The sequence below is a fragment of the Mameliella sp. AT18 genome, assembly GCF_028807275.1.
Taxonomy (GTDB): Bacteria; Pseudomonadota; Alphaproteobacteria; order Rhodobacterales; family Rhodobacteraceae; genus Antarctobacter; species Antarctobacter albus.
Genome location: NZ_JARAMO010000081.1, coordinates 1 through 22724, shown reverse-complemented (window position 1 = coordinate 22724; position 22724 = coordinate 1). Strand labels below are relative to the sequence as shown.

Here is a 22724-nt window from a genome sequence, read left to right as displayed (position 1 = left end):
TTGTCAGCTTGCCGCCCAGCGCCGCCATCGTACCACCATTCATACCACGCAAGGGAAGCATACAGACGCAAACGAATGAAATCCAGAGAAACCCCGGACAAAGAAAAAGCCCCGCGTTTGCAGGGCTTTCGATCACTGTACGCTGTTTCCTGCCATCAGGAAAAATGTGTGGGTGGCGGAGGCTGTGTCCGTCACGCAACTATTATATGCCGATTAAACGTCGTATTTTCAGCAACTTACAGAGATACCCGTATAGCACTATGTATAGCAATTTGTATAGCAAATCCAAGCAGTGGAGCTTCACCGCTTCAAGTCCCAGGCGCCCGTCTCGATGCTTCGCCCTACTAGGCGAGGGGTCTTTCTTTGCTTACCGAATCTGTGAACCTGGGCTTGAAAGAGGGCCGCGGCCTGTCGCTCTACAGCTTCCGGCACGGTGTTGCCGACGCGCTCCGGCGCGCTGGCTACCTCGACAAGGAGTTCGGCTTCATCCTGGGCCACGCCGAGGCCAGCATGACCGGCAGGTATGGCAATCTGCCCCAGGGGATGCTCGATCACCGGGTGACATTGATCAACGCGATCAAATACCCCAGCTTGTCGATTGGTCACCTCTGACCGCTGGTAGATTTCTTCAGCATCATGCTATGGACCTACTCGTGAAAACACTTGCGCAAACGGCTTGCCTGAATTGCGATCATTAATGCCGGCATGAAGAATATATTTCTGACCGACGTTGATCTTGTGAAGGCCAATCAATGACAATAAGCCCAGAGCTGTTGACCTGGCATAATCGATAGCATCTTCGATTTCGCTTTGGGAGCGATACTTAAACTCGCTATTTGCGTGCATACGCGGGCCGCAGAATTTCGCGTATGCTTTTAGGTAGTCTTTCTCGGATAGTGGGATACCGGTATTGGTAAGCCCCACTTCGACAAACTCCTTATTTTCTCCATCTTCCTTCACAACTGTGGCTACGGGGAAGTAGCTTGTGTTTTTTGATCGCAACTGCTTGAAAATCTCGTTTGGTTTATAAATCTTCTTTAGCTTCGAATTAAACTTCCCAATCTCAGGGCGGTGCGCAAGAAGACACATATATCCGACAACTTCGAGAGACTTCCGAAGCTGCAAAGCGCACAATTCCATATCGACATACAAATACTGATTGATCGGCTCACCCTTTTTCATTTCCTGAGTGATCCAAACGATAACCCAAATTCGATCAACCAACTCCTCAAGATACTTTACATAAGTATCGGAAAGCTCCGAAAGTGTCTTTGGGTCCATAGACATTCACTCAAACCTCCGAAGGATTCTACCAAAACGGCGCCCTTGAATGTAGGATAAATCAACGCCAACGTCAGGTCTTGCTTAGCACGTTAAACTTCGCCCGAGCACATTTTCAGTGTTTTGCGGTGGCGGCGCCTTGAGCGTAGCCCAATCAAAAAAAATGTCACAAACCCTCCCATATTCAGCAACTTAGATCTATGCGCCGCTCGAATTAATGTTATGTTATATCATAACACCACCTAGAGTTACTTGCATGAAACTCCTCGCCAATATCGGCAAGGCCCTTGGCCTCACCCAGACCCTCGACGAGAAGGCCGTCAGCCTGACTGACCTCGAGGCCTTCGGTCTCCTGGGCGCCGTGCCCACGGCGTCCGGCATCAGCGTGAACGCCGCCCAGGCGATGCGCGTGCCCGCCGTAGCCTGCGCGATGGCGCTGATCTCCGAGACGGTCGGCACCCTGCCGGTCAAGCTGCGCAACGCCGAGACCAAGCAGACCGACCGCACCCACCCGGCCTTCCGGCTCATTCATGACGAGGCAAACCCGTGGACCTCTGCTGGCCAACTCCGCACACAGCTCACCCTCGACGCCCTGACCCGCGACACCGGCGGCTTCGCCCTGGTCACGCGCTACAGCGACGGCCGCCCGGCCGAGCTGCACCGGCTCGACCCCTCGCGCGTGACGATCGTGACCGAGCAGGACGGCGCCCCGGCCTACATCGTCGAGACCGCTGCCGGGAAGACTAAGTATCCGTTTACTGAAGTCCTGCACCTGGCCCCGTTCGGCGGCATCGCGCCCCTGACGATGGCCCGCGAGGCGATCGGACTCGCCGTCGCCTTCGAGCAGCACATCGGCGCCCTGTTCAAGAACGGCGGCAGACCCTCCGGCCTGATCACCTCGCCGAAGATCCTCGACGTTGAGGCGAAGAAGAAGATCGCCGGAAGCTGGTTCAACACCCACGCCGGCGCGAAGGCAGGCGGCACCGCGATCCTCGACGAGGGCATGGCCTATCAGGCCCTGTCGACCACGCTCGCCGACGCGCAGTTCGCCGAGAACCGCGTCGAGCAGATCCGCGAGATTGCCCGCGCCTTCCGCATCCCGGCCCCGATGATCGGCGAGCTGGGCCGTGCCACCTGGTCAAACCTGGAACAACTCAACCGGCAGTTCCTGCAGATGACGCTCGCGCCCTGGCTCCGCGCCTGGGAAGCCGCCTATAGCCGCGTGCTCCTGGCCCCGGATGAGCGCACCGATCTTCGGATCGAGTTCCTGGTCGATGCACTCCTCGAGACCGACACCGCTGCCCGTGCGACCGCCTACGGCCAGTACCGGAGCATGGGTGTGATGACGGCCAACGAGGTCCGCGCCGGTCTTAATCTCCCGGCCAACGCCGAAGGCGACACCCTCGCCAACCCCTACACCACGAGCGGCGCAGCATGATCACCGTCACCAAGTTCTTCGGCGACGCCGAGTACCCCTGCGCCCTCACCGATCCGATGATCCTCGAGCTGGAACGCCTGACCGGCGTCGGTATCGGCGTACTCTATCGCCGCGCCGTGACGATGCAGTTCGATCTCGAAGACCTCACCGAGACAATCCGGCTTGGCCTGATCGGCGGCGGCATGACCCCGCAGAAGGCCGCGCAGCTGGTCGAGACCTACGCCCGCAACCGGCCCTTGGCCGAGACCTATCCCCTCGCCCTCGATCTCCTCGATGCCCGCTGGAACGGCGCCGAGGCCCAGGAGAACCCCGCCCATGTCTGACCGCCTCGAGCTGAAGGCCGCGATCACCGTGACCGAGACCGGCCATGTCACCGGCCTGGCCTGGCCCTTCAACACGCCCGATCGCGTCGGCGACGTAATCGAGAAAGGCGCCTTCACCGGCACGCCCATGCCCCTGCCGATGCTCTGGTCGCACGATCAGGCCCAGGTGATCGGCGTCTGGGACGAGATCGAAGAAACCGCCGAGGGCTTGACCGTCAAGGGCAGGCTCCTGGTTGAGGATGTGGCCCGTGCCCGAGAGGTCCGCGCCATGATCCTCGAGAAGGCCGCGACCGGCCTCAGCATTGGCTTTCACACGAAAGCCGCCAACCCGCGCACCCGTGGTCGCACGATCACCGCGCTGGACCTCCTCGAGGTCTCCATCGTCGCCGTTCCGTGTCATCCGGCGGCGCGCATCACCTCTGCAAAATCCGCCGAAGATGACGCGGCACCGTCCACCATTGGAGAAATCATGGACCCCGAAAAGACCCAGGCCGCAACCCCGGCCTCGACAACCCCGGCCAATGACGCGCCGGGCTTCGACTTCAAGGCATTCGACCAGATGCGCGCCCGCCTGGACGCGATCGAAGCCAAGACCGCACGCCCCGGCGTCGTGATCTCCGGCCCCGCAGTTGCGACCGGCGAGCGCAAGGCGTTCGAGACCTTCGTCCGGCGCGGCGTCGAGCGCATGACCGCAGATGAGGTCAAGGCGCTGTCGGTCTCGACCGATGCATCTGGCGGCTACCTGGCGCCCGAGGAGTTCGGCGCGGAGATGCTGAAAGCCCTGGTCGAGTTCTCGCCGATCCGCCGCTACGCCCGCGTGATCAACATCTCCGCATCCGAGATCGTCTATCCGCGCCGCGTCACCGGCACCGGCGCAGTCTGGACCACCGAGACCGCAGACCGCACCGCATCCAGCCCGACCTATGAACAGCTGCGCATCGCGCCGCACGAGCTGGCGACCTACGTCGATGTGTCCAATGCGCTCCTCGAGGACAACGCCTATAACCTCGAGGGCGAGCTGATCAGCGACTTCGCCGAGAGCTTCGGCAAGACCGAGGGCGCCGCCTTCGTCAACGGCACCGGCACCAACCAGCCGACCGGCATCATGGCTGCCACCGGCCTCGCTGAGATCAACACCGGCGTCGCCGACGACTTCCACGCCACTGCGCCCGCCGATGCCCTGATCAAGATGTACCACGCGATCCCGCAGACCTACGCCAGCAATGGCGTGTGGATCATGAACCGGTTGACGCTCTCGACCATCCGCACCTGGAAGGACTCGATGGGCCGGTACCTGGTGGTCGATCCGATCTCTGCCGGTGCACCCTCGACCCTGCTGGGCCGTCCGATCGTCGAAGCGGTGGATATGCCCAACGTGGCCGCCGACGCCTTCCCGATCATCTTCGGCGACCTCTCCGGCTACCGGATCGTCGATCGCCTGGGCCTCTCGACCCTGCGCGACCCGTTCTCTCTGGCCTCGAAAGGGCAGGTGCGCATTCACGCCCGCAAGCGTGTCGGTGCTGACCTGACCCACCCCGACCGCTTCGTGAAGCTGAAGGTCGCGGCCTGATCATGACCATGCCGCGCGCATATGAGGAAATCGCCCTGTCGCATGGTGACACCACCTTGCGGCTCCGGCCCTCTTTGCGCGCGGCGACCACCCTCGAGGCTGAGTTCGGCCTCGACACCCTGTTCAAGCACCTGGGCGAGTTCCGGCTCTCCACCGTGCAGAAGATCATCATGACCGCAACGACCGATAGGGGCGCCGCTGACGCCCTGATGAAGGCCGTCGCCCAGGCACCCCTGGGCGAGGTCGCAAGGGCCTTCACCGGCCCGCTTTTGGCCCTTTGCTCCGGCTTTATCCCGGCAGCACCCCAAGACGATCGCCCGCGTTCCAAGCCGGAACAATCAGCCACGCCGATCACCTGGGCCGAGGTCTATTCGCGGCTCTACAAGGCCGCGACCGGCTGGTTGCTCTGGACACCCGAGGCAACCTGGAACGCCACGCCGACCGAGATCGCCGACGCATACGAGGAACACCTCGCCATGCTGAAGGCAATCCACGGCAGCGCCGAAGACACGCAGGCCGGTGAGACCACGATCTCCCCGGCCCAGCGTGAAGCCAATGTCGCGGAAGGACTCGACCCCGAGTTCGACCGCGCGGGCCTGCGCGCCCTGAAATCACGCATCGAAGGTGGTCTCTGATGCCGCGCCCGCCCCACCTGTGCAGCTGTGGCAAGATCGTCCCGCACGGCATCACCTGCCCGTGCAAGATCACGGCCACCCGCGCCCGCAACAAGCGCCATGACACCACCCGGCCCAACGCCCGCGCCCGTGGTTACACCCGGCAGTGGGAAGCAGCCCGCGCCCTTTTCCTGTGCCAGCACGCGCAATGTGCGCACCCCGGCTGCACCGCACGCGCGACCGTGGTCGATCACATCATACCGCACCGTGGCGACCACACCCTGTTCTGGGACAAGGGCAACTGGCAGCCGCTCTGCGCCCACCACCACAACAGCCACAAGCAGCGGCAGGAGCGCAGCACATGACCTTGAGCATCGCGCCCATGCACTCCGACCCCTTCCGCACCGGCGGTCTCTGCATTGCCCTGAAACAGGAGCGCAACCTCTGGGCCGCTGTCTTGCTTCAGGCGATCGACGACGCTGTACGCGGCGTAAAGGCGAGCGACGGCAACTTTGATACCCGCGTGTTTATGGTCGAACAGGCCCGCGCCTACTTCACGCGGCGGAATGAAGACCTTGACGAGATTTGCATCTTCTTGGGCCTCAACCCTGATGCTGTCCGGTCGCATGTCATCCGCCAGATCAGTGAAGCACCCGACGCCGAGGAGCTGACCCGCAACCCGAAACGCAGAAAGAGCTATGTGCGACGCAGCGGACGGCGCAAGCCAACGGTGAGCAACGTGGACACCATGCCGGGCGGGGTGGTCTCCGACTTTGCCCGCTCTCAGGGGACCGGCGGGGGGACCACCGCACAAGATCGCTCCGAAATAGGATTTTCTGGAAAGGCCGCATGATGGCACTCACCTCAATCACCCTGCTGAAAGCTCAGCTCAACCTCGATCACGACCTCGACGACGCGCTTCTCCTGCACAAGCTCGACGCCGCAGAGACCTGGGCCGCGTCCTTCATCGGCGCCGCCCTGGCCGATCCTGTCCCGGCGCCCGTAACCGAGGCTGTGCTGCAGCTCGCCGCCCACTGGTACGAGAACCGCGAGGCCGTTGCCTATGGCGGCTCCGGCGCCCCGATCCCCTTCGGCGTGGTCGAGCTGCTGCGCCCCTACCGCGACGAGGTGACCGGCCATGTCGCTGCGTGACGATAGCAAACGCCTGAGCCTGCGCCTCGAGGCGATCCCGCAGGACATTCTCGACGCCCTGCGCCCTGCCCTGGTGAAAAGCGCCGAGGAGGCCGCCGCGAACATGCGCGCCCTGGTCCCGGTCGATGAGGGCTATCTGAAAGACTCGATCACCGTCACCGGCCCCGGCGAGACGACCCCGGCCTATGCATCCGGCGGCGGCAAGCGCACCGCGACCGACAGTCAGGCACTGATCACCGTCGGCAACCCTGATGTGCGCCACGGCCATTTGCAGGAGTTCGGCGCCGCCCAGCACGCGCCGCAGCCCTTCATGCGCCCCGGCTGGCGCATCGCCAAGCCCAGGATTGAGCGCCGCATCGCCCGCGCGATCAGCGCCGCGATCAAGAAGGCGGGCCGCAAGTGATCGAACCCGCCCTCGCCTTCCGCACCGCCGTGCGCACCGCGCTGATCGGCGCCGCTGCCGTGACTGCCCTGGTCCCGGCCAACCAGATCCGCGCCGGATGGACGCGCCCCGACGACACGCCCAGCATCGCCCTGACCGGCGAGCAGACTGTGTTCCTGGGCCACGCACCCGGCTCGCAGTTTGTCGCCCGTGTCTATCTCGATCTCCACATCTGGGCGCCTGATGGCGGCGCAGACCTGGCCCAGGCAATCGGCGCCGCCGTGGCGCTGGTGCTGTTCGACGCACCGACCACGACCGAGATCGCGATCGACGACTATGTGAAACCCTCGATCACCTGGATGCGCGACCCCGCACCGGAACGCTCTTTGACCCACGGCGTCATGCAGCTCGAGGCCGTTGTGAGGTGGCCGGTATGATCCGCGCAGGCAAACTTGATCACCTTATCACGCTCGAGCGACTGACCGAGACCGTCACCGCGTCCGGCGCCGTCTCTGAGACGTGGGCACCGATCGCCACCGTGCGCGCCGAAGTCATCCGCAAGACCAGCGAGGAGTTCCTGACCGGCACGCTCGAGGGTGAGCATGGTGCGGTGATCTTCCGCATCCGCTGGATCTCCGGCCTGACCACCGCCGACCGGATCACCTGCGAAGGCGAGACCTTTGACCTCGAGGAGATCGTCGAGCTGGGTCGCCGCCGTGCCCTCGAGCTGCGCGCAAATAGCAAATAGAGGATTACAGAGTTGACAAAAAACATTCTTCACGCGACTAATATACAGTGCGCCGTTGGTGGAATGGTAGACACGGGGCATTGCCAAAGCGACTTTCAATTAGGTCGTTTTCCAATGTCCTGCCCTAATAAGGCATGCGAGTTCGAGTCTCGCACGGCGCACCAAGGTCTAGTTTTATGACCAAGGGCCTGAAACCGACCAGGCTGATCGCCGACAGCTCTCCGGTCATGAAGGTGCCGACCGCGCCCGCGCATCTGTCACGCGACGCCAAGACCGAATGGCGCCGCGTCGCGCCGATCCTGGTCGAGCGTTGTATCCTGACGATCGGCGACCTGGGCATTCTCGAGAGCTACTGCAGCGCGATCGGCCTGGTGCGCGAGGCATCGAAGCACTTGCAGACCGAAGGCCTTGTGCTTGAGAACGGCAAGCGCAATCCCGCCGCAGGCATCATGACCACGGCGCAGACCGTCGCCCTGCGCGCCGCGTCCGAGCTGGGCCTGACACCCGTCGCCCGGTCCCGCAGCGGCATGAGCGCCCAGGCCGATCCCGACGACGACACCGACAACCCGCTTGCGGTGCGGTAATGACTGCCTCGACTTATCCCGGCTGGATCTATGACGGTTCGGAGATCCCCGACCCGCTGGGCTATGGCGAAAGGGCGGTCGAGTTCCTGCGCCGCCTGCGGCATCCGCAGAGCGATGCACCTGGGCGCGCGTTCCAGCTCTATCCCTGGCAGGAGCGCATCGTCCGGCGCATCTATGGCCCCAGGCACGCCGATGGGCGCAGGATCGTGCAGACCGTTTGGCTCATGTTGCCACGGGGCAACCGCAAGACCTCGCTCGCTGCTGCCCTGGCGCTGCTGCACACTATCGGCCCCGAGCGTGTCCCGGCTGGCCAGGTGATCTTTGCCGCCGTCGATCGTGAGCAGGCTGGCATCGGCTTCCGCGAGGCCGCAAACATCATCCGGCAGGACAAGCGCCTCGAGGCCGCGACCCGCATCTACGACGCCCACAACGCCGCGAAGAAGATCGTCTTCAAGGCGCAGGATGTGACCCTACAGGCGATCTCGAGCGATGGCGGTGCCCAGCACGGCAAGACCCCGGCCTTCACCCTGGTGGATGAGCTGCACGCATGGCGGGGCCGCGACCTCTGGGAAGCCCTGCGCTCCGGCGCCGCCAAGACACCGGACAGCCTGACCGTGATCGCCACGACCGCGGGCCGCGGCACCGATGGCGTTGCCGCCGATATGTACGACTATGCCCGCCGCGTGGCCCTGGGCGAGATCGACAACCCCGCGTTCCTGCCGATCATCTTCGCCGCCGATCCCGAGGATGACTGGCTCGACGAGGCCACCTGGCACAAGTGCAACCCCGGCCTCGAGCATGGTTTCCCCTCGATCGAGGGCCTGCGCACCCTGGCCCGCGAAGCAGAGCACCGGCCCAGCGACCGCTATGCCTTCCAGCAATTCAACCTGAACCTCTGGCAGGCGAACAGCCGTAGCCCGCTGTTCGACCTCGATACCTACGACAAGCTCGCCGTCGAGATCGACGAGACCGACCTCGAGGAGCTGCCCTGCTGGATCGGCGTCGATATGAGCTTGAACGGCGACCTGACCGCGATCGTCGCGGCCTGGCGGCACGAGGATGACCGGATCACCGTCAAGCCCTGGCTCTATGTCCCTGGCGAGGAACTGAAGGCCCGTGCCGACCGCGACGGCGTACCCTATGAGACATGGCGCGATGCAGGCCACATCATCGCGACGCCTGGGCCGATCGTCGATCCTGGCGCGATCGAGACTCAGATCACCGAGCTGTGTGCCACCTTCGACGTGCAAGAGGTCGCCTTCGACCCGCACCTTGCGCGCCGGACGATGCAGAACCTCCTCGACGATGGCCTACCGGTGATCGAGCTTAGGCAATCCGTGATCAACATGGCCATTTGCGCAGGCGATCTCGAGCGCACCGTCGCAGGCCAGATGCTCCGCCATGATGGGCAGCCGGTCTTGCGCAATCACTTCGCCAACGTGGTCGCCAGCCGCTCCGACTCCGGCCTGATCAGGATGCACAAGGGCCGCAAGACCGACCGAATCGACGGCGCCATTGCCGCCGCGATGGCCGTCTCACGCGCCTGCGCCGCCGAGTCACAGCACAGCACCTATAACAACGCCGAGACCGCCGGCATCTTCGTTTTCTAAGGATCATCACTCATGCAATCCGCACTCCCCGGCCTTGTCGTCGATGTCGAAGCCCGGATCGACAAACTCGAGAAAGCCCTCGCCCGAGCCAACCGCGCGCAGAGCCGCGCCTCTGACCAGATGGAACGCCGCGCTCGCCAGTCCGCCGATCGGATGGGCACGAGCTTTGGCTCCGGCGCCGACAAGATCGCGGCCTCCTTTTCCCGGCTGGCAAGCCGCGCTGGTCCGGCCATTGGTGTCATCGCCGCCGCCGGTGCTGGTGCCGTCGCCACGCTCGACAAGGTGGCGAAGTCCATCGCCGAGACCGGCGACATGGCAAAGCGCGCCGGTGTGGACTTCGAAAGTTTCCAGCGCCTCGAATATGTCGCCACGCAAAACCGCGTCGGCGTCGATGCCCTGACCGATGGCCTGAAAGAGCTGAGCTTGCGCGCCGACGAGTTTATCCTGACCGGCAACGGCTCCGGCGCCGAGGCGTTCCGGCGTCTGGGCTACAGCGCCCAGGAGCTGAAACGGAAGCTCAAAGACCCGTCCGAGCTGTTCCTCGAGATCGTCGGGCGCCTCGAAGATATGGACGATGCCGCGCGCATCCGCATCGCCGACGAGATTTTCGGCGGCACCGGCGGCGAGCAGTTTGTGCAGCTCCTGGGCCGTGGTGAGGCCAACCTGCGCGCCACCGCCAACCGCGCCGAGGAGCTGGGCCTTGTGCTGGATGACGAGGTTCTTGAGCGCGCCGAGGCCGTCAACCGCAAGTTCGAGGAGATCAAGGCCCGCGTCGCCACCCTGGGCAAGAGCGTCGTCGTGAACGTCGCGGGCGCCCTTCAGGAAGCCCTGACGATCGACATAGATGAGATTTTCGGCTCTGCAGAGCGCGCGATCTCGATGCTGGGACAGGAGAGCTACGACGCGCTGAAAGACGCCCCTGCTGTGCTCGAGGAACAGCGCGACAACGTGGATGCGCTGATCGCCACTTATGACGGATTGTTTCGGGCGATCAACGCCGCAACCGGCCCTGACGGCATCCGCTTGATGGATCACGCGGACGTTGCCGAGGCGCATGAGCTGGCCGGTGTACTGTCTGACATTGGCCGCGAGGTGCTGGCCTTCCAGAAGGGCGAGATCAGCGCCGAGGAGTTCGCCGACCGGATGATCGAGCTGACTGCCGAGGCCGAGGACGTGGCAGAGGAGTTGGCCGCGATCGACGGCGTGCGCTTTGCCAACGTGATCAGCGCGATCGGCGGCATCTCGAAAGCCCTTTCTGACGCGATCGGCAAGGCCGCGACGCTTGGCTCTGCCCTGCCTGGTGAAGGACCGATCGAGACCCTGCCCACCGGCCCGCAGAATGGACGTAGGCCCGCCGTCACGATCCGGCCTAGCGCCCTGGCGCCGACCAAATCACTCCGGCCCCAGCTGCCCAGCGTCAACCATTCGTTCGGCGTGCCTGACCCCGATCCGACCAGCCCCGGCGGCGGCTCTGACCGCGCATCCGAATATGAGCGCGAGGTCCAGAAGATCCGCGAGCTGGTGCAGGAGCTGGACCTCGAAGCGGCGGCGCTTCTGGCCGTGGCCGCTGCTGGCGGCGATCTCTCTGCGGCGATCGACGACGCCGCGATGAAAGCCGACTTGCTCGCCAAGGCACTCAGGTCCGGCGCCCAGGATGGCCCCGCCCTGCGCGCCGAGATCGACGCCCTGGTCGCCGCGCACCGTGCTGCCGCTGATGCCGCCGACCAGACCCGCGACAAGCTCGAGGAGACCCAGGCGGCACGCGAGCGGCTGACCGCGACCGCCGAGGATGCGTTTGTCGGTCTGATCACCGGCACCATGAGCTGGAAAGGCGCCCTGCAACAGGTACTTGCCGAGCTGGCGAAGCTGGCCGCAAGCCGCCTGTTCCGGTCGATCCTGGGCGGCGCGACCGGCGGCGGAATCTTCGACGGCCTGTTCAGCCTGTTGGGCTTTGCCGATGGCGGCTGGACCGGACCCGGCGGCAAATACGAACCGGCGGGCATCGTCCACCGTGGCGAGTTCGTCATGTCGAAGCAGGCCACCGAGGCGATCGGCGTGCAGAACCTCGAAGCCCTCCACAGCGCTGCACAGCGCGGCTACAGCTCCGGCGGCTATGTGGGTAGCACCCCTGCCCTCTCTGCGTCTCCTGGGCGCCTCTCCGCGCGTCTTGCGGCGCCTTCTGTGTCGATCAACGCCCCTGTGACCGTGAATGGCTCCGCAGGCACGCCCGACCAGAACACCGACCTCGCCAAACGCATGGCGCGCGAGATGGAACAGTCGATGCGCGGTGTCGTCGTGACCGAGATCCAGAGAGCTATGCGTCCGGGCGCGATACTAAATCGGGGTTGAGGACCAATCATGCCTATCGCGACCTTCACGCCGAGCCTGGCGCCCTCACCGGGCGCCCTGCACGCGCAGGAACTGAACATTCTCGAGGCTGACTTCGGCGACGGTTATTCTCTGGCTGCACCAGCTGGACTGAACCACATCCGGCGCGTCATTACCCTTCGATGGGATGCCTGCACGCCGGACGTGCTTGCCGAGCTGGACGACTTTTTCGCCAGCCGGGGAGGTTACGAGCCGTTCCTCTACCAACCCTACGGCTTCGCGACCCCGCTGAAGTGGACGTGCCGGGAGTGGTCCGCGATGACCACGGCGCCGCACACCTTCACCGCGAAGCTCCGGCAGAGCTTTTGCCTGGTGAGCTGATCAGATCCGGGACGGGATGTGTGTCGGCTTTTTCTTGCTTGTTATGCACTACTTCTAAATTTGTCTAACGTACCAAGAAAAAGCCGACACACACACCTCTGAACCCTCCCGGATCTGAAGACGGCGCGTCCCAGGCAATCACATGGGTTCCCGGATCCGAAGACGGCGACGCCCGGCACCCAACCACGCGACGCCCCTCTTCGGCCCCAACTACAGCCTTTCCGCCAAGGCCCGGAGAACGGACACAGGACGCGCCTGACGACCCTCCGGCTAACAGGTCCGCCGCGCTCCCCGAGATGCGCTTCTACGGCCCGTTTTTCGGCCTCTCTGAGTCTCTGTCCGGTCCTGGTCCGATCACTCGCAGGTCCGACACGAAAGATTCTTGCGCACCCTCTCACAAGACACCTTGTAGACGACGCGATCTAGTGGTAAACCTTTGCCATCATCTGAATTAATACCACCAGAAGTCACAACCGCAGGAACACCAACCATGTCACCGAAGATCATCAAGATCTCCTCCGCCCGCGCCAGCCAGCTCGACGAGCTGCGTGAGCACATCCCCAATGGTCACAGCGCAAGTTATAACGAGATGATCGGCGCGCTGCTGAACATCGCCCGCAGAGCCTTCGATCTGAAAGAGGAAGTTCCGGGTGTGCTGGTGAACCGCATCCCCGAGGGCGTGCAGATCTTCTTCGAAGATCGCCCCGCTTCTGGCCTGAGTGTCGAAGGCACCCTCGAGCTGGCCAAGGCGATCTGTACCTATATCGACTCCCCGGTCGGCGCGCGTATCCCCACGCACTCATACGACTGGAATTTCATCGTCGAAGGCCGTGGTCTCAACGTCGCGATCTCCGTCCCCGCCAAGTCCGAACCGGTACTGTTCACGCACGATCTGGCTCGCGATCTAGCGGGACTTCTGGAAAGCACCGCTAAGTCGGCACCGCGCAGCACCGACGCCTGAGAAAAGCAGAAGGCCGGGAGCTACCACCCTCCCGGCCTTCAAAACGCCGCTAACCCTCTAAGAAAGCAACAACTTATGTGTAGCACGAACGACCGTGAAGATGCAGCGGAAAACGTCCAGTTTGTAGAAAGTTTTGTTGCTTCCGGCCCGGCTGGTTCCGAGGAGCACGCAGAGCTGAGTTTCCCCATTGAACCGATCGCCGACCTTGGCCTTGACGCCCAGGAGGTCGCCGAGATCCTCGACGGCATCAACGAAGCCCCTCTCTCTGCTCTCACCACCGCCGAGGAAACGCCCAAGCCCAAGCTCACGCCGGAAGAGCAGTCCCTGTTGCTACAGGCCGCGATCGCCAAGATCAGCGCCGAGAACGAGCGCCTTCGTGCTGCACGGAATAGCCGTCGCTGGCGGGCAGAGCGCGACCCGGTCGAATATGAGGAGCAGAAGGTCCGCCAGCGCGCCGAGTACGCCAAGGTGATCGCGGAGACCGAAGGGCGCGAAGTCCGTCCCTACATGCACATACAGGGCGACACCCCGGCGGAACGTGAGGCAAATCGCAAGGCCCGTAAGCGCGCCGCCGACGCACAGCGCAAAGCCGCCAAGCGCGCCGCCGAGACCCCGGAGCAGGCCACAGAGCGCAAGCGCAAGAACACCGAGCGGATGCGCGCCAAGCGCGCAGCCGAGAAGGCGAAAGTGAGTGATTAAGTCACCCGTGACTTATTTTATTGTTTAGTAACAATATCTTACCAAACTTTTCCGCTTGCTTGGTGTAGCTGATCGAGCATATGATTCAGCATCGCAGAAACAGAAATCGGAACGAACGAAAATGCCCGCCCGCTACCTCCCCAACGAGACCTACTCCGCGATGATTGACGCCCTCGCCGCCGCACATGAGGCACACGATCCGAGGACTCGCATCATCGAACTTGTCGGCGAATACGCCAACGTCTGGCCCGAGGACGTACTCGAGGACGGCGACACTGAAACCTCGATTGATGAGTTGATTGCGGAAACCCTGTTCCATCTCGCAAGTTTCGAGGCCACTGATCGGCATAGTGTTCACGCCGAGCGCCTCGCCATCCTGCTGAAATTGGTCAGCGACACCTGTAACGCCTGCGGCTTGTCGTCTGAGTCCAGTGAGACGATCCGCAGATGCTTTACCGATCACTATGCGGGACGCTTGCTAATGCAAACTGTGACCTTGAACTTGGATCGGCTGTCCCCGGCGACGGTGGCGATGCTACAGAGCGCATCCGCCAAGTATGAGACTGCCGACTAAAACAACCGAACACCGTCGCGCGTAGGGGCATTCCCGCGACGGCACAGCGCCCTGGGCAAGTCAGCCCTGGCCCAGGGCGCAACCTATCCCCGACACGGCCCAGGACGCGCGACATGGCCCAGGACGCGCGACATGGCCCGCCTGGGCCGTTTCTGTCCTTGAGGCTTCTACAACGCCCCGGCTCACTAGGGCGGCTCCTGTCGCGGAGTGAGCCTCTGACGTGTCGAACCTGACCCTGGCAGATTTTTTTCACCGGGCAGGCAAAATCGTATGCAAGCCGACCGCTGCCCCGCAATAACCGGAGCAAGTCAACCAACCAACGGCTTGCATCATGGCAAAGACACTGCTGGATCGCCTGCGCTCAGCTCACCAGTCCGTCGCGGAGCTGGTGCTGATCGACCCGGTGTATCTGCCGATCTTTGAGCGCCTAGAAGCCGAGCTATTGGCCGCGCAGAGCAGCGAGAGCGCCATCGAGCGCGCCCGTGCCGTTGCAGCCCGTCAGAGAGCCACTGGCTGAAGAACCTCGTGCAGGTGCTCAAGCGACGCCCCTGCCCCGTAGCGCACCCGGTCGAGCGCATGGCCCATCACATCCCGGCGAATGCGCTCATCGACACCAGCCCGCAACATGCGATCCTCGAAGCCATGCCGCAGGGAGTAGAGCGAATGCTCCTCAGTCTCGAGCAGCCCGTTGCCGCGCAGGTATTTGTTGACCGTCGCCGATAAGCCCGCGCTGTTCGCGCGGTAGCGCGGGAAGCCATCTGGGAAGGCCCTCAGAGCCTCGAGAGACACGCCCGCAAGTGTAACCACCCGGCGAGCGTTCGCGCTCTTGAGCTGGCGCCCCACGGCCTCAATCCTGATGTGCGGGACGTTGGCTGAGAGCTTGATCTGATCGCTGATCAAGCCCGCGACCTCGGACGGTCTGCACCCGGTGTTCACCATCACCAGCACGATCGCCCGCGCCTCATCGTTCAGGCCGTCGAGCGCGCCCGGCGCAAGCAGCCGCTCGCGTATCCACGCCGCTGAGAACGGCGGGCGCGGCTTGGCATCGACCTCCTTGAAGGACAGACCGCCAAGCGGCAAGGCGATGCCCAGGCGCTTCATCTGGTTCACGGTTTTCAGCACCCCTCCAAGGTGGATCAAATCCTTGTTGCCAGAGTTTGCACTCAGACCTTCCGTCTCGATACGCTCGAGCCAGTAGTCGCGAAAGTCGAGCATGTCGTCGCGCGTGATCTGGTCGATCGGTTTGTCGCCAACCACCGCGACGAAGTTCTTCACCGCCTTAATCAGCGGGTTACGCCACCGCCGCAGCTGATCCTCTGATTTCCCGAGTGTCTTCTCGCGCGCAAGTGTCCAGTAGAGTTCGAGCGCCCGCGTTACTGTGATCCCCGGCTCTTTGACGCCACCGAGCACCGCCGACGCCTCAATCGCCCTGGCTTGGCCCTTGTGCTTGTCCACGGCCTCGACACGTTCGAGAAGATCCTCAACCGGCAGCTTAGCCACGGCTTCGGCGTGCATGTATCGGAAGCCCCGCATCTGAGCCAGTTTGCGCGCGGCCTCGAATTGCGCTTCGGCACAACCTGCGTCACCCGCGAGCTTTGCCTCCCATGCCTCAAGCATTTGCGTCCACACGACCGGATACTTCGTCTCAGCCGTGGTTTGACTGTCTGTATGCAGAGAGACCCAAACAAACTTGCGGGGTTCGATGGACGCATATCGCGCTGGCACCCGCCTGTAGAGGGAGAGCGTCTTGCCGCGTTTCTTGATTGTCATGGAGCACCTGGATCAGCGCGGCACCCCGCCGCGCAGCACGTCTGTAGCACAAAATGTATAGCAAACTGTATAGCAAAAATGACGCGATCGAGAGATGTCATGACGGCATGACCGAATTAATTTAATGTTTTCAACATCTTATTGGAGCTCAAAATGTTTGGGTGGCGGAGGCTGTGGGATTCGAACCCACGGGACGCTCTCACGCCCAACGGTTTTCAAGACCGCCGCATTCGACCACTCTGCCAAACCTCCGTGGCGCTCATCGATAGTGCGCCCGTTCCGATTCTGAAAGCGCCTCTCCGAAAATCCGCGTACAAACCCTTTGCAGGCTTTCCATGTGGGCTTTGACAGGGTATTCTTGCATGTGAATGGGGCCGTCAGAGCCCCTCTGAGGCAGTGCGCGACCGGGAAAACCCGGCGTGGGCCCGGGAAACAACCCGAGGCGCGACTAGGGCAAGAGGCAAGACATGAGCGGTAAATCTTCCAATCTTTCCAGGACTCTGCGTTTCTCTTCCGTGGGGGCCGTGCTCCTGCTGGCCTCGGGCTGTGCCGATGGGCAGATGCCGGGTTTCCTGCAGGCGAAAGACGCTGACGGCGATGTCGTTGCCCGCGCCAGCACCGCCGACAGCCCCCGCGCCGCACGCGATGTCGAGGCGCCCGAGGTCTTCGAGGCCAAGGAAGCCGGGCTCTGGGACGGGCGCCCCTCGCTGGGTGGCGTCTGGGTCGCGCATCCCGATGCCAAGGATCCCGAACGCGTCATCATCCGCAACCAGCAGAACGGCAAGTTCGTGATCGGCGCCCTGTTCCGCAAGGAACGCGAAACACCCGGCCCCCGCCTGCAGGTCTCCTCCGATGCCGCCGCCGCACTTGGCGTCCTGGCCGGGCAGCCGACCAACCTCGACGTTGTCGCCCTGCGCCGCGAGGAAGCGCCGGACCCCGATCCCGCCGCGGGCGACCCGCTGGCCACGGCGCCCGGAGCCATGCCCGCGGCCCCCGACGTCAGCGAAGGTGCGCTTGACCCGGTGATCGACGGAGCCGCCGCAGCGATCGACGGTGCCCCCCTGCCCCCGGCGCGTCCCGATCCGGCGGCACGGCCCGCCGCGAAACCCGCCGTGGTCGCCTCGGCCAAGCCGCCCGCTCCGGCACCGAAGGCCTCGAAACTGGACAAGCCCTTTATCCAGATCGGCATTTTCAGCGTTCAGCAAAACGCCAAGGACACGGCCACCTCGATGCGCCAGGCCGGCATGGTGCCGACGATCAAGACCTTCAGCTCGAAGGGCAAGACCTTCTGGCGCGTTGTCGTCGGCCCGGCCATGTCCGCCGACGAACGCGGCACGCTGCTGGCCAAGATCAAGAAGACCGGCTTTACCGACGCCTACGCGGTGACGGACTGAGCCTTCTGGCGGGACGATGCACCAGTCCCGCCCGTTTCGACCAAACCCGATCCCAGCATGTATTCGCACAAAGCCATTATGCCGGCGTTCTTCGTCGCGCCCCTGCCCCTTCTTTCACTGGCCTTTCTCACGCTGGCAGCGCCGACACAGGCCGCCGACATCACGATACTGAACGACCACCCCGAGTGTTGTCACGCGATGCTCTCGGGACAGATCGTGGATGGAGATACCGACCGATTGCGCGCCATCCTTCCCCCGGGCCAAACTGTCTTTGACCGCGCATTGATCCACACGCGCCTGTGTCTCGACAGCCCCGGCGGCAGCTTTCCCGAAGGCCTCGACCTCGCCACCTATCTCGGCGAAACCGGGATCAGCACCCAGGTCGCCGCTCAGGACAGTTGCCTTTCCGCCTGCGCTTTGGCCTTCCTGGGAGGCACGCAATTCTGGGTCGAGGACGGTCTTACCCGCAATCGCAGCCGGTCGATGCATGTCACCGCGACCTTGGGTTACACGCGCCGCAACTGAACGTGCCCGCCGGACAGTTTTCGGAAACGGTCGTCGGACAGGCCTTCGACGTGGCCATCCGCGCCTCTGCCGAGATCTTCGGCAGCTTGGACGACCTGCGGATCAGCCGGGACTTCGCGCTTTCCGTCTTGGTTGTCTCGGGACAGGATTTCTATTTCGTGGATACGCCGGACCGGGCGCGCGAACTCGGTGTGACCCTGACCGGGACAGGCCCTCTGCCAGAGCGTATCGACCATGATCGCATCCGCGATCTCTGCACGGCAGAGTTTCCATCCCTCGGACCGGCAAACTACCAGCACCCCAACAGCGGCACCCGTTTCGTCGGCGACTGAATACAGGACCTGCCAGACAGCACACGTGGCGCGCGGAACTGCGTCTACCTGTCCGGCACAACCGCCTAGGGCACGCTGATGATTGACGCCTGCCGTGTCGAATGGAAGGCGCCGCACCGGATCTCTCTGCGGCTCTTTCGCGACATCCAGTCGGATCGCGGCCAATTGGACGACCCGCAACCACCCAGCGCGCGCGTCCTCGCCCCACAGCTGTCACGACAGGCCGACGGTTTCGGCAGCGCCCTGCCCGCGCTTGCCACCCCGGTCGGCACGCACCTCGACACGATTGCCGATCCCCGCCCCGGCGTGACCGACCGTCGCACCGCCGAAGGCACCTGTGCGTCAATCGCCCAGGGCTACCGCGTGGTCGGGGTGCAGACCTTCTCCAATTTGCGCGCCAACCCCGGATTCGGCGAACCCAGCGTAATGGAAGTCGGCAGGGATCGTGTCGTTGTCCCGCTGGACCGTAGCCTCGACGGCGCCGCCCTGCTCTCGGAAAAATGCGAGGCGGCCTGCCACCCGGCCGACAGTGGGCGCCTGACCGCCGAAACCATTTCCGCGATGAACTCTTGCGCCCGGTCGAACGATGTCTGGTGGAAGGTCCGTACCGCCTCGGGCACCACAGGCTGGATGTCGTCGAAGTTTCTCTCACCCAGAGCCGCCTGCCCCGGCGATGAGCCGCCCGTCAGGGCACGGCGCGGCGTGACACGCCCGCCGCGATACGCGATAACGGGGCAAGAGCCTGAATCGAGCACAGGACAGGAGTCCCGAACGTGACCATCTTTGCCCGCAGCCTGCTGGCCTCCGCCGCCCTTGTGACGGCGCTTGCCACCCAGGCCCCCGCCTTCGACACCCGCGCCAAGGCGGCCTTTGTCATCGACCAGACCACGGGGACCGTTCTGTTGACCAAGCGCGCCGACGACGCGCTGCCTCCGGCCTCCATGTCCAAGCTGATGACGCTTTACATCGCGTTCGAGGCGATCCGCGAAGGCCGCCTGAAGCTTGACGAACGGCTGCCCGTCTCGGGCCACGCCATGTCCTTCGGCGGCTCGACCATGTTCCTCGATACCACCGACCGTGTCCGGGTCGAGGACCTCTTGCGCGGCATCATCGTCCTCTCGGGCAACGACGCCTGCGTCGTCCTGGCCGAGGCGCTCAGCCCCGACGGCACCGAGGCCGGTTTCGCCCGTCTCATGACCCAGCGCGCCCAGCAGCTGGGCATGACCTCCTCGACCTTCAAGAACGCCTCCGGCTGGCCCGCGCAGGGTCATGCCATGTCGATGCGCGACCTCACCCTGCTGGCCTCGCACATCATCCGCGACTTCCCCGAATTCTACCCGATGTTCTCGGAGCGCAAGTTCGAGTTCGACGGCCGCGCCCCCTCGAACGTCAACAACCGCAACCCGCTCCTTGGCCTCGTCGCCGGCGCCGACGGGCTCAAGACCGGCCACACGCAAGAGGCCGGCTACGGCCTCGTCGGCAGCGCCAAGAACGGTGAACGCCGCGTCGTCTTTGCCATCACCGGGCTGGACAGCACCCGGGCGCGCGCCGAGGAATCCGAGGCCATCGTCAACTGGGCCTTCCGCCAGTTCGCCGAACAGACCGTCGTGACCAAGGGCACCGCCATCGCCCAGGCCGAGGTCTGGATGGGCTCCGCCGAACAGGTCGGCCTCGTCTCGGACAAGGACGTCCGCCTGCTCCTGCCCACCATGACCCCCGGCGGCATCAAGGCAGAGGTGGTCTATACCGGCCCGATCCAGGCCCCCGTCACCAAGGGCCAGCAACTGGCCGAGCTCATCATCCAGCCCGAGGGCCTGCCGGAAACCCGCGTGCCGCTCTTTGCCGCCGACAAGGTGGATGCGGGCGGGTTTCTCGACCGGATGATGACCGTCAGCGGGCTGCTCATCAAACGCTTTGCCGAAGACGCCGAGGAGGCGATGTGACCACCCCGCCCCGGCCCTGGCCCGGTCTCTTCATCAGCTTCGAAGGCATCGACGGCTCCGGCAAGTCCACCCAGGCGCGCCAGTTGTACGAGAGCCTGCGCGCCGAGGGACATGATCCGCTGCTGACCCGCGAACCTGGCGGCAGCCCGGGAGCAGAAGAGATCCGCGCCCTGGTGCTGCAGGGCGACCCGGACCGCTGGTCTGCGGAAACAGAGCTTCTGCTTTTCACCGCCGCCCGGCGCGACCACATGGAACGGGCGATCCTGCCCGCGCTGCAGGCGGGCCGCACCGTGATCTGCGACCGTTTCGCCGACAGCACCCGCATGTACCAGGGCCGCGGCGGATTGCGTGACAAGGTCGACGCCCTGCATGACCTGATGATCGGCATCGACCCGGACCTGACGCTCCTGATCGACATGCCGGCAGAGGCCGGGCTGGCCCGCGCGAAATCCCGCGCCACCGACGAAGAGCGGTTCGAGGATTTCGGCCTCGACCTGCAACAGCGGATGCGCGACGGCTTTCTGGCGCTGGCGGCAGAGGCCCCGGCGCGGTTTCGCGTCATCGACGGCAACCGCGACATGGACAGCGTTGCCCGCGACGTTCACGCCACCGTGCTCCGGGAACTGGCCCCCTCATCATGAGCGACACCGAAAACCTGCCCGAACCCGACCGTCTCGACGGTGCGCCGCACCCGCGCGAAACCCCGCGCGTGATCGGCCAGGCCGAGGCGGAACAGGCTTTCCTGACCGCGCATAACTCCGGGCGCCTGCATCACGGCTGGCTGCTGACCGGCCCGCGCGGGCTGGGCAAGGCGACGCTGGCCTGGGAAATCGCGCGTTTCCTGCTGGCCACCCCGCCCGCCGGAGAAGATGACGGGTTGTTCGGCGCACCGCCGCCGCCCTTGTCGCTGCACATCGACCCCGAGCACCCAGTCGCCCACCGGATGCGTGCGCTCTCGGAACCCGGGCTGTTCCTGTTGCGCCGGGGCGGCGCGGGATCTGCCGACAGTGAACGCGACAAGGCCCTGCGCGAAGGCCGCTTTTCCGACTACATCCGTGTGGACGAGATCCGCAAGCTGCACGCCTTCTTCGGCCTCTCCGCCGCCGATGGCGGGCGCCGCGTCGTCATCGTCGACAGCGCGGATGAATTGAACACCCAGGCCGCCAACGCGCTCCTCAAGATGCTAGAGGAACCGCCCGCGCGCACCACGCTCCTGCTGCTCAGTCACCAGCCCGCGCGGCTCTTGCCGACGATCCGCTCGCGGTGCCGCACCCTGCGGCTCTCGCCGCTCAGCCCCGAGGACATGGCAGAGGCACTGGCGCAGGCCGGGGCCGAGGTGCCGCCGGACCAGGTCGAACCGCTGACCATGCTGGCCGAGGGATCGGTCGGCGCCGCCATGCGGCTTCTGAACAACGACGGGCTGGCGCTCTACCGCGAGATCCTGGGCTTGCTGGGCAGCCTGCCCGCGCTCGACCGGTCCCGCCTGCTGTCGCTTTCCGAGTCCTGTGCCGGCAAGGGCAAGGACGAAAGGCTGGACCTGCTGCTGACCCTGGCCGGACAACTGGCCGCCCGCCTCGCCCGCACCGGCGTCACCGGCCACCCGCCGCCACAGGTCCTGCCCGGCGAAGGCGAGGTGCTCAGCCGCCTCGCAGGCGATCCGGCGGCAGGCCGCCGCTGGGCCGACGTGGCCCAAGAGGCCGGCGACCGCGCCCGCCATGCCCGCGCCGTCAACATCGACCCGGCGGCCCTTGTCACCGACCTCTTCTTGCAACTGCAAAAAGCCGCCTGACCAACCCGCTTTTCAGCAAAATTCGAAAGCGCTTTGGCCGGAGTGCGTCAGCTATCCTGACATTCAAGCCGCTCTTTCTGCGTCGCAGCGCAAATCCGGAAAAATGGCCAGCCACGACCCGAGGCCAGCTCCGCTCATGCTGCAAGGCAGCATGAAGACACGCCTGCCGCCCGCCCTTGGCATCGCCACGCCTCCCCCGACCCCACGAAGCCCGCATGGGGACCGGGCAAGCCCTTGCCGGGGGGCGGCCGCTCGGGAAAATGCCCCGCCCGGGCCGTTTTGTACAAAATGCTGATTTCCGCGTACGTTTTGTACGTTTTGTACAA

At 64.4% G+C, this 22724-nt stretch carries 28 protein-coding genes and 2 tRNA genes; 27 read left to right on the top strand and 3 right to left on the bottom strand.

The annotated features are described in order from the left end of the window. The first annotated feature begins 363 nt into the window (after window positions 1–363). The gene (locus PVW46_RS11145; protein WP_274575956.1) at window positions 364–612 is read left to right on the top strand and encodes a site-specific integrase; all 249 of its coding nucleotides are present in this window, start codon (window positions 364–366) and stop codon (window positions 610–612) included. 27 nt (window positions 613–639) lie between these two features. On the opposite strand, the gene PVW46_RS11140 is transcribed toward PVW46_RS11145, so the two are convergent. Then, window positions 640–1287: a hypothetical protein gene (locus PVW46_RS11140; protein WP_274575955.1), complete on the bottom strand. Its 648-nt coding sequence runs from the start codon at window positions 1285–1287 to the stop codon at window positions 640–642. Window positions 1288–1537: 250 nt separating this feature from the next. On the opposite strand from PVW46_RS11140, the gene PVW46_RS11135 reads away from it, so the two are divergent. The 19 genes from PVW46_RS11135 (at window position 1538) to PVW46_RS11045 (ending at window position 15162) form a co-directional block, all read left to right on the top strand. Further along, window positions 1538–2719 carry a phage portal protein gene (locus PVW46_RS11135; RefSeq protein ID WP_274575954.1) on the top strand — a complete coding sequence of 394 codons (1182 nt, stop codon included), beginning with the start codon at window positions 1538–1540 and terminating at the stop codon, window positions 2717–2719. Then, complete coding sequence (locus tag PVW46_RS11130) at window positions 2716–3042, top strand: gene transfer agent family protein (protein ID WP_274575953.1); 327 nt, start codon at window positions 2716–2718, stop codon at window positions 3040–3042. The genes PVW46_RS11135 and PVW46_RS11130 overlap by 4 nt, the downstream gene beginning before the upstream one ends. Further along, on the top strand, window positions 3035–4612 hold the full coding sequence (locus PVW46_RS11125; protein ID WP_274575952.1) for a phage major capsid protein: 1578 nt from the start codon (window positions 3035–3037) through the stop codon (window positions 4610–4612). The genes PVW46_RS11130 and PVW46_RS11125 overlap by 8 nt, the downstream gene beginning before the upstream one ends. Before the next feature lie 8 nt (window positions 4613–4620). Then, the gene (locus tag PVW46_RS11120) at window positions 4621–5247 is read left to right on the top strand and encodes a hypothetical protein (RefSeq protein WP_274575951.1); all 627 of its coding nucleotides are present in this window, start codon (window positions 4621–4623) and stop codon (window positions 5245–5247) included. Then, window positions 5247–5591: an HNH endonuclease signature motif containing protein gene (locus PVW46_RS11115; RefSeq protein ID WP_274575950.1), complete on the top strand. Its 345-nt coding sequence runs from the start codon at window positions 5247–5249 to the stop codon at window positions 5589–5591. The genes PVW46_RS11120 and PVW46_RS11115 overlap by 1 nt, the downstream gene beginning before the upstream one ends. Further along, window positions 5588–6079, top strand: a complete 492-nt coding sequence (locus PVW46_RS11110) for a hypothetical protein (RefSeq protein ID WP_274575949.1) — start codon at window positions 5588–5590, stop codon at window positions 6077–6079. The genes PVW46_RS11115 and PVW46_RS11110 overlap by 4 nt, the downstream gene beginning before the upstream one ends. Further along, complete coding sequence (locus PVW46_RS11105; protein WP_274575948.1) at window positions 6076–6378, top strand: head-tail connector protein; 303 nt, start codon at window positions 6076–6078, stop codon at window positions 6376–6378. Before PVW46_RS11110 ends, PVW46_RS11105 begins: the two co-directional genes overlap by 4 nt. Then, entirely contained in the window at window positions 6365–6781 is a 417-nt protein-coding gene (locus tag PVW46_RS11100) for an HK97-gp10 family putative phage morphogenesis protein (RefSeq protein ID WP_274575947.1), read from the top strand. Before PVW46_RS11105 ends, PVW46_RS11100 begins: the two co-directional genes overlap by 14 nt. After that, a complete protein-coding gene (gene gp17, locus PVW46_RS11095; RefSeq protein WP_274575946.1) occupies window positions 6778–7197 on the top strand; it encodes a tail completion protein gp17 in 420 nt (139 codons plus the stop codon). Before PVW46_RS11100 ends, gp17 begins: the two co-directional genes overlap by 4 nt. Continuing rightward, the gene (locus tag PVW46_RS11090; protein WP_274575944.1) at window positions 7194–7508 is read left to right on the top strand and encodes a head-tail adaptor protein; all 315 of its coding nucleotides are present in this window, start codon (window positions 7194–7196) and stop codon (window positions 7506–7508) included. Before gp17 ends, PVW46_RS11090 begins: the two co-directional genes overlap by 4 nt. Window positions 7509–7557: 49 nt before the next feature. Then, window positions 7558–7672 (top strand) — tRNA-OTHER (locus tag PVW46_RS11085). Between the two features lie 12 nt (window positions 7673–7684). Further along, window positions 7685–8092 carry a phage terminase small subunit P27 family gene (locus PVW46_RS11080; protein WP_274575942.1) on the top strand — a complete coding sequence of 136 codons (408 nt, stop codon included), beginning with the start codon at window positions 7685–7687 and terminating at the stop codon, window positions 8090–8092. Next, window positions 8092–9702 (top strand): terminase large subunit, encoded by a 1611-nt coding sequence (locus tag PVW46_RS11075; protein WP_274575940.1) that lies wholly within the window; start codon window positions 8092–8094, stop codon window positions 9700–9702. The genes PVW46_RS11080 and PVW46_RS11075 overlap by 1 nt, the downstream gene beginning before the upstream one ends. Before the next feature lie 12 nt (window positions 9703–9714). Next, a complete protein-coding gene (locus tag PVW46_RS11070) occupies window positions 9715–12051 on the top strand; it encodes a phage tail tape measure protein (protein ID WP_274575939.1) in 2337 nt (778 codons plus the stop codon). Between the two features lie 9 nt (window positions 12052–12060). Further along, on the top strand, window positions 12061–12411 hold the full coding sequence (locus PVW46_RS11065) for a phage tail protein (protein WP_274575938.1): 351 nt from the start codon (window positions 12061–12063) through the stop codon (window positions 12409–12411). A gap of 490 nt (window positions 12412–12901) precedes the next feature. After that, complete coding sequence (locus tag PVW46_RS11060; RefSeq protein ID WP_274575937.1) at window positions 12902–13372, top strand: hypothetical protein; 471 nt, start codon at window positions 12902–12904, stop codon at window positions 13370–13372. Window positions 13373–13447: 75 nt separating this feature from the next. Further along, window positions 13448–14071 (top strand): hypothetical protein, encoded by a 624-nt coding sequence (locus tag PVW46_RS11055; RefSeq protein ID WP_274575936.1) that lies wholly within the window; start codon window positions 13448–13450, stop codon window positions 14069–14071. A 121-nt stretch (window positions 14072–14192) separates the two neighbouring features. Continuing rightward, entirely contained in the window at window positions 14193–14645 is a 453-nt protein-coding gene (locus tag PVW46_RS11050) for a hypothetical protein (RefSeq protein ID WP_274575935.1), read from the top strand. 331 nt (window positions 14646–14976) lie between these two features. Continuing rightward, window positions 14977–15162 (top strand): hypothetical protein, encoded by a 186-nt coding sequence (locus tag PVW46_RS11045; protein ID WP_274575934.1) that lies wholly within the window; start codon window positions 14977–14979, stop codon window positions 15160–15162. Here PVW46_RS11045 and PVW46_RS11040 read toward each other — a convergent pair. Both PVW46_RS11040 and PVW46_RS11035 read right to left on the bottom strand, forming a co-directional pair. Continuing rightward, window positions 15144–16415: a site-specific integrase gene (locus PVW46_RS11040; protein ID WP_274575933.1), complete on the bottom strand. Its 1272-nt coding sequence runs from the start codon at window positions 16413–16415 to the stop codon at window positions 15144–15146. The two genes, PVW46_RS11045 and PVW46_RS11040, sit on opposite strands and share 19 nt — an antisense overlap. A 162-nt stretch (window positions 16416–16577) precedes the next feature. Beyond that, a tRNA-Ser gene (locus PVW46_RS11035) sits at window positions 16578–16667 on the bottom strand. Window positions 16668–16882: 215 nt separating this feature from the next. On the opposite strand from PVW46_RS11035, the gene PVW46_RS11030 reads away from it, so the two are divergent. From PVW46_RS11030 to PVW46_RS11000, 7 genes are all read left to right on the top strand, one after another. After that, window positions 16883–17809 carry an SPOR domain-containing protein gene (locus tag PVW46_RS11030; protein ID WP_069210411.1) on the top strand — a complete coding sequence of 309 codons (927 nt, stop codon included), beginning with the start codon at window positions 16883–16885 and terminating at the stop codon, window positions 17807–17809. Window positions 17810–17866: 57 nt separating this feature from the next. After that, window positions 17867–18334 carry a hypothetical protein gene (locus PVW46_RS11025; RefSeq protein WP_274575932.1) on the top strand — a complete coding sequence of 156 codons (468 nt, stop codon included), beginning with the start codon at window positions 17867–17869 and terminating at the stop codon, window positions 18332–18334. A 2-nt stretch (window positions 18335–18336) separates the two neighbouring features. Next, a complete protein-coding gene (locus PVW46_RS11020) occupies window positions 18337–18666 on the top strand; it encodes a hypothetical protein (protein ID WP_069210413.1) in 330 nt (109 codons plus the stop codon). Between the two features lie 78 nt (window positions 18667–18744). Next, complete coding sequence (locus tag PVW46_RS11015; protein WP_069210414.1) at window positions 18745–19443, top strand: SH3 domain-containing protein; 699 nt, start codon at window positions 18745–18747, stop codon at window positions 19441–19443. Beyond that, complete coding sequence (locus tag PVW46_RS11010) at window positions 19440–20609, top strand: D-alanyl-D-alanine carboxypeptidase family protein (RefSeq protein ID WP_052244281.1); 1170 nt, start codon at window positions 19440–19442, stop codon at window positions 20607–20609. The genes PVW46_RS11015 and PVW46_RS11010 overlap by 4 nt, the downstream gene beginning before the upstream one ends. Further along, window positions 20606–21250: a dTMP kinase gene (gene tmk, locus PVW46_RS11005; protein WP_069210415.1), complete on the top strand. Its 645-nt coding sequence runs from the start codon at window positions 20606–20608 to the stop codon at window positions 21248–21250. Before PVW46_RS11010 ends, tmk begins: the two co-directional genes overlap by 4 nt. Then, window positions 21247–22398, top strand: a complete 1152-nt coding sequence (locus PVW46_RS11000) for a DNA polymerase III subunit delta' (protein WP_069210416.1) — start codon at window positions 21247–21249, stop codon at window positions 22396–22398. Before tmk ends, PVW46_RS11000 begins: the two co-directional genes overlap by 4 nt. Window positions 22399–22724 lie beyond the last annotated feature (326 nt).

Bases quoted from the DNA above. Each gene is read 5' to 3' on its own strand.
- PVW46_RS11100 (WP_274575947.1), top strand. From the start codon at position 6,365: ATGTCGCTGCGTGACGATAGCAAACGCCTGAGCCTGCGCCTCGAGGCG.
- PVW46_RS11070 (WP_274575939.1), top strand. From the start codon at position 9,715: ATGCAATCCGCACTCCCCGGCCTTGTCGTCGATGTCGAAGCCCGGATC.
- PVW46_RS11090 (WP_274575944.1), top strand. From the start codon at position 7,194: ATGATCCGCGCAGGCAAACTTGATCACCTTATCACGCTCGAGCGACTG.
- PVW46_RS11105 (WP_274575948.1), top strand. From the start codon at position 6,076: ATGATGGCACTCACCTCAATCACCCTGCTGAAAGCTCAGCTCAACCTC.
- PVW46_RS11075 (WP_274575940.1), top strand. From the start codon at position 8,092: ATGACTGCCTCGACTTATCCCGGCTGGATCTATGACGGTTCGGAGATC.
- PVW46_RS11045 (WP_274575934.1), top strand. From the start codon at position 14,977: ATGGCAAAGACACTGCTGGATCGCCTGCGCTCAGCTCACCAGTCCGTC.
- PVW46_RS11120 (WP_274575951.1), top strand. From the start codon at position 4,621: ATGCCGCGCGCATATGAGGAAATCGCCCTGTCGCATGGTGACACCACC.
- PVW46_RS11110 (WP_274575949.1), top strand. From the start codon at position 5,588: ATGACCTTGAGCATCGCGCCCATGCACTCCGACCCCTTCCGCACCGGC.
- PVW46_RS11050 (WP_274575935.1), top strand. From the start codon at position 14,193: ATGCCCGCCCGCTACCTCCCCAACGAGACCTACTCCGCGATGATTGAC.
- PVW46_RS11040 (WP_274575933.1), bottom strand. From the start codon at position 16,415: ATGACAATCAAGAAACGCGGCAAGACGCTCTCCCTCTACAGGCGGGTG.
- PVW46_RS11030 (WP_069210411.1), top strand. From the start codon at position 16,883: ATGAGCGGTAAATCTTCCAATCTTTCCAGGACTCTGCGTTTCTCTTCC.
- PVW46_RS11135 (WP_274575954.1), top strand. From the start codon at position 1,538: ATGAAACTCCTCGCCAATATCGGCAAGGCCCTTGGCCTCACCCAGACC.
- PVW46_RS11125 (WP_274575952.1), top strand. From the start codon at position 3,035: ATGTCTGACCGCCTCGAGCTGAAGGCCGCGATCACCGTGACCGAGACC.
- PVW46_RS11025 (WP_274575932.1), top strand. From the start codon at position 17,867: ATGTATTCGCACAAAGCCATTATGCCGGCGTTCTTCGTCGCGCCCCTG.
- PVW46_RS11055 (WP_274575936.1), top strand. From the start codon at position 13,448: ATGTGTAGCACGAACGACCGTGAAGATGCAGCGGAAAACGTCCAGTTT.
- PVW46_RS11015 (WP_069210414.1), top strand. From the start codon at position 18,745: ATGATTGACGCCTGCCGTGTCGAATGGAAGGCGCCGCACCGGATCTCT.
- PVW46_RS11065 (WP_274575938.1), top strand. From the start codon at position 12,061: ATGCCTATCGCGACCTTCACGCCGAGCCTGGCGCCCTCACCGGGCGCC.
- PVW46_RS11130 (WP_274575953.1), top strand. From the start codon at position 2,716: ATGATCACCGTCACCAAGTTCTTCGGCGACGCCGAGTACCCCTGCGCC.
- PVW46_RS11115 (WP_274575950.1), top strand. From the start codon at position 5,247: ATGCCGCGCCCGCCCCACCTGTGCAGCTGTGGCAAGATCGTCCCGCAC.
- PVW46_RS11000 (WP_069210416.1), top strand. From the start codon at position 21,247: ATGAGCGACACCGAAAACCTGCCCGAACCCGACCGTCTCGACGGTGCG.
- PVW46_RS11140 (WP_274575955.1), bottom strand. From the start codon at position 1,287: ATGTCTATGGACCCAAAGACACTTTCGGAGCTTTCCGATACTTATGTA.
- PVW46_RS11080 (WP_274575942.1), top strand. From the start codon at position 7,685: ATGACCAAGGGCCTGAAACCGACCAGGCTGATCGCCGACAGCTCTCCG.
- PVW46_RS11060 (WP_274575937.1), top strand. From the start codon at position 12,902: ATGTCACCGAAGATCATCAAGATCTCCTCCGCCCGCGCCAGCCAGCTC.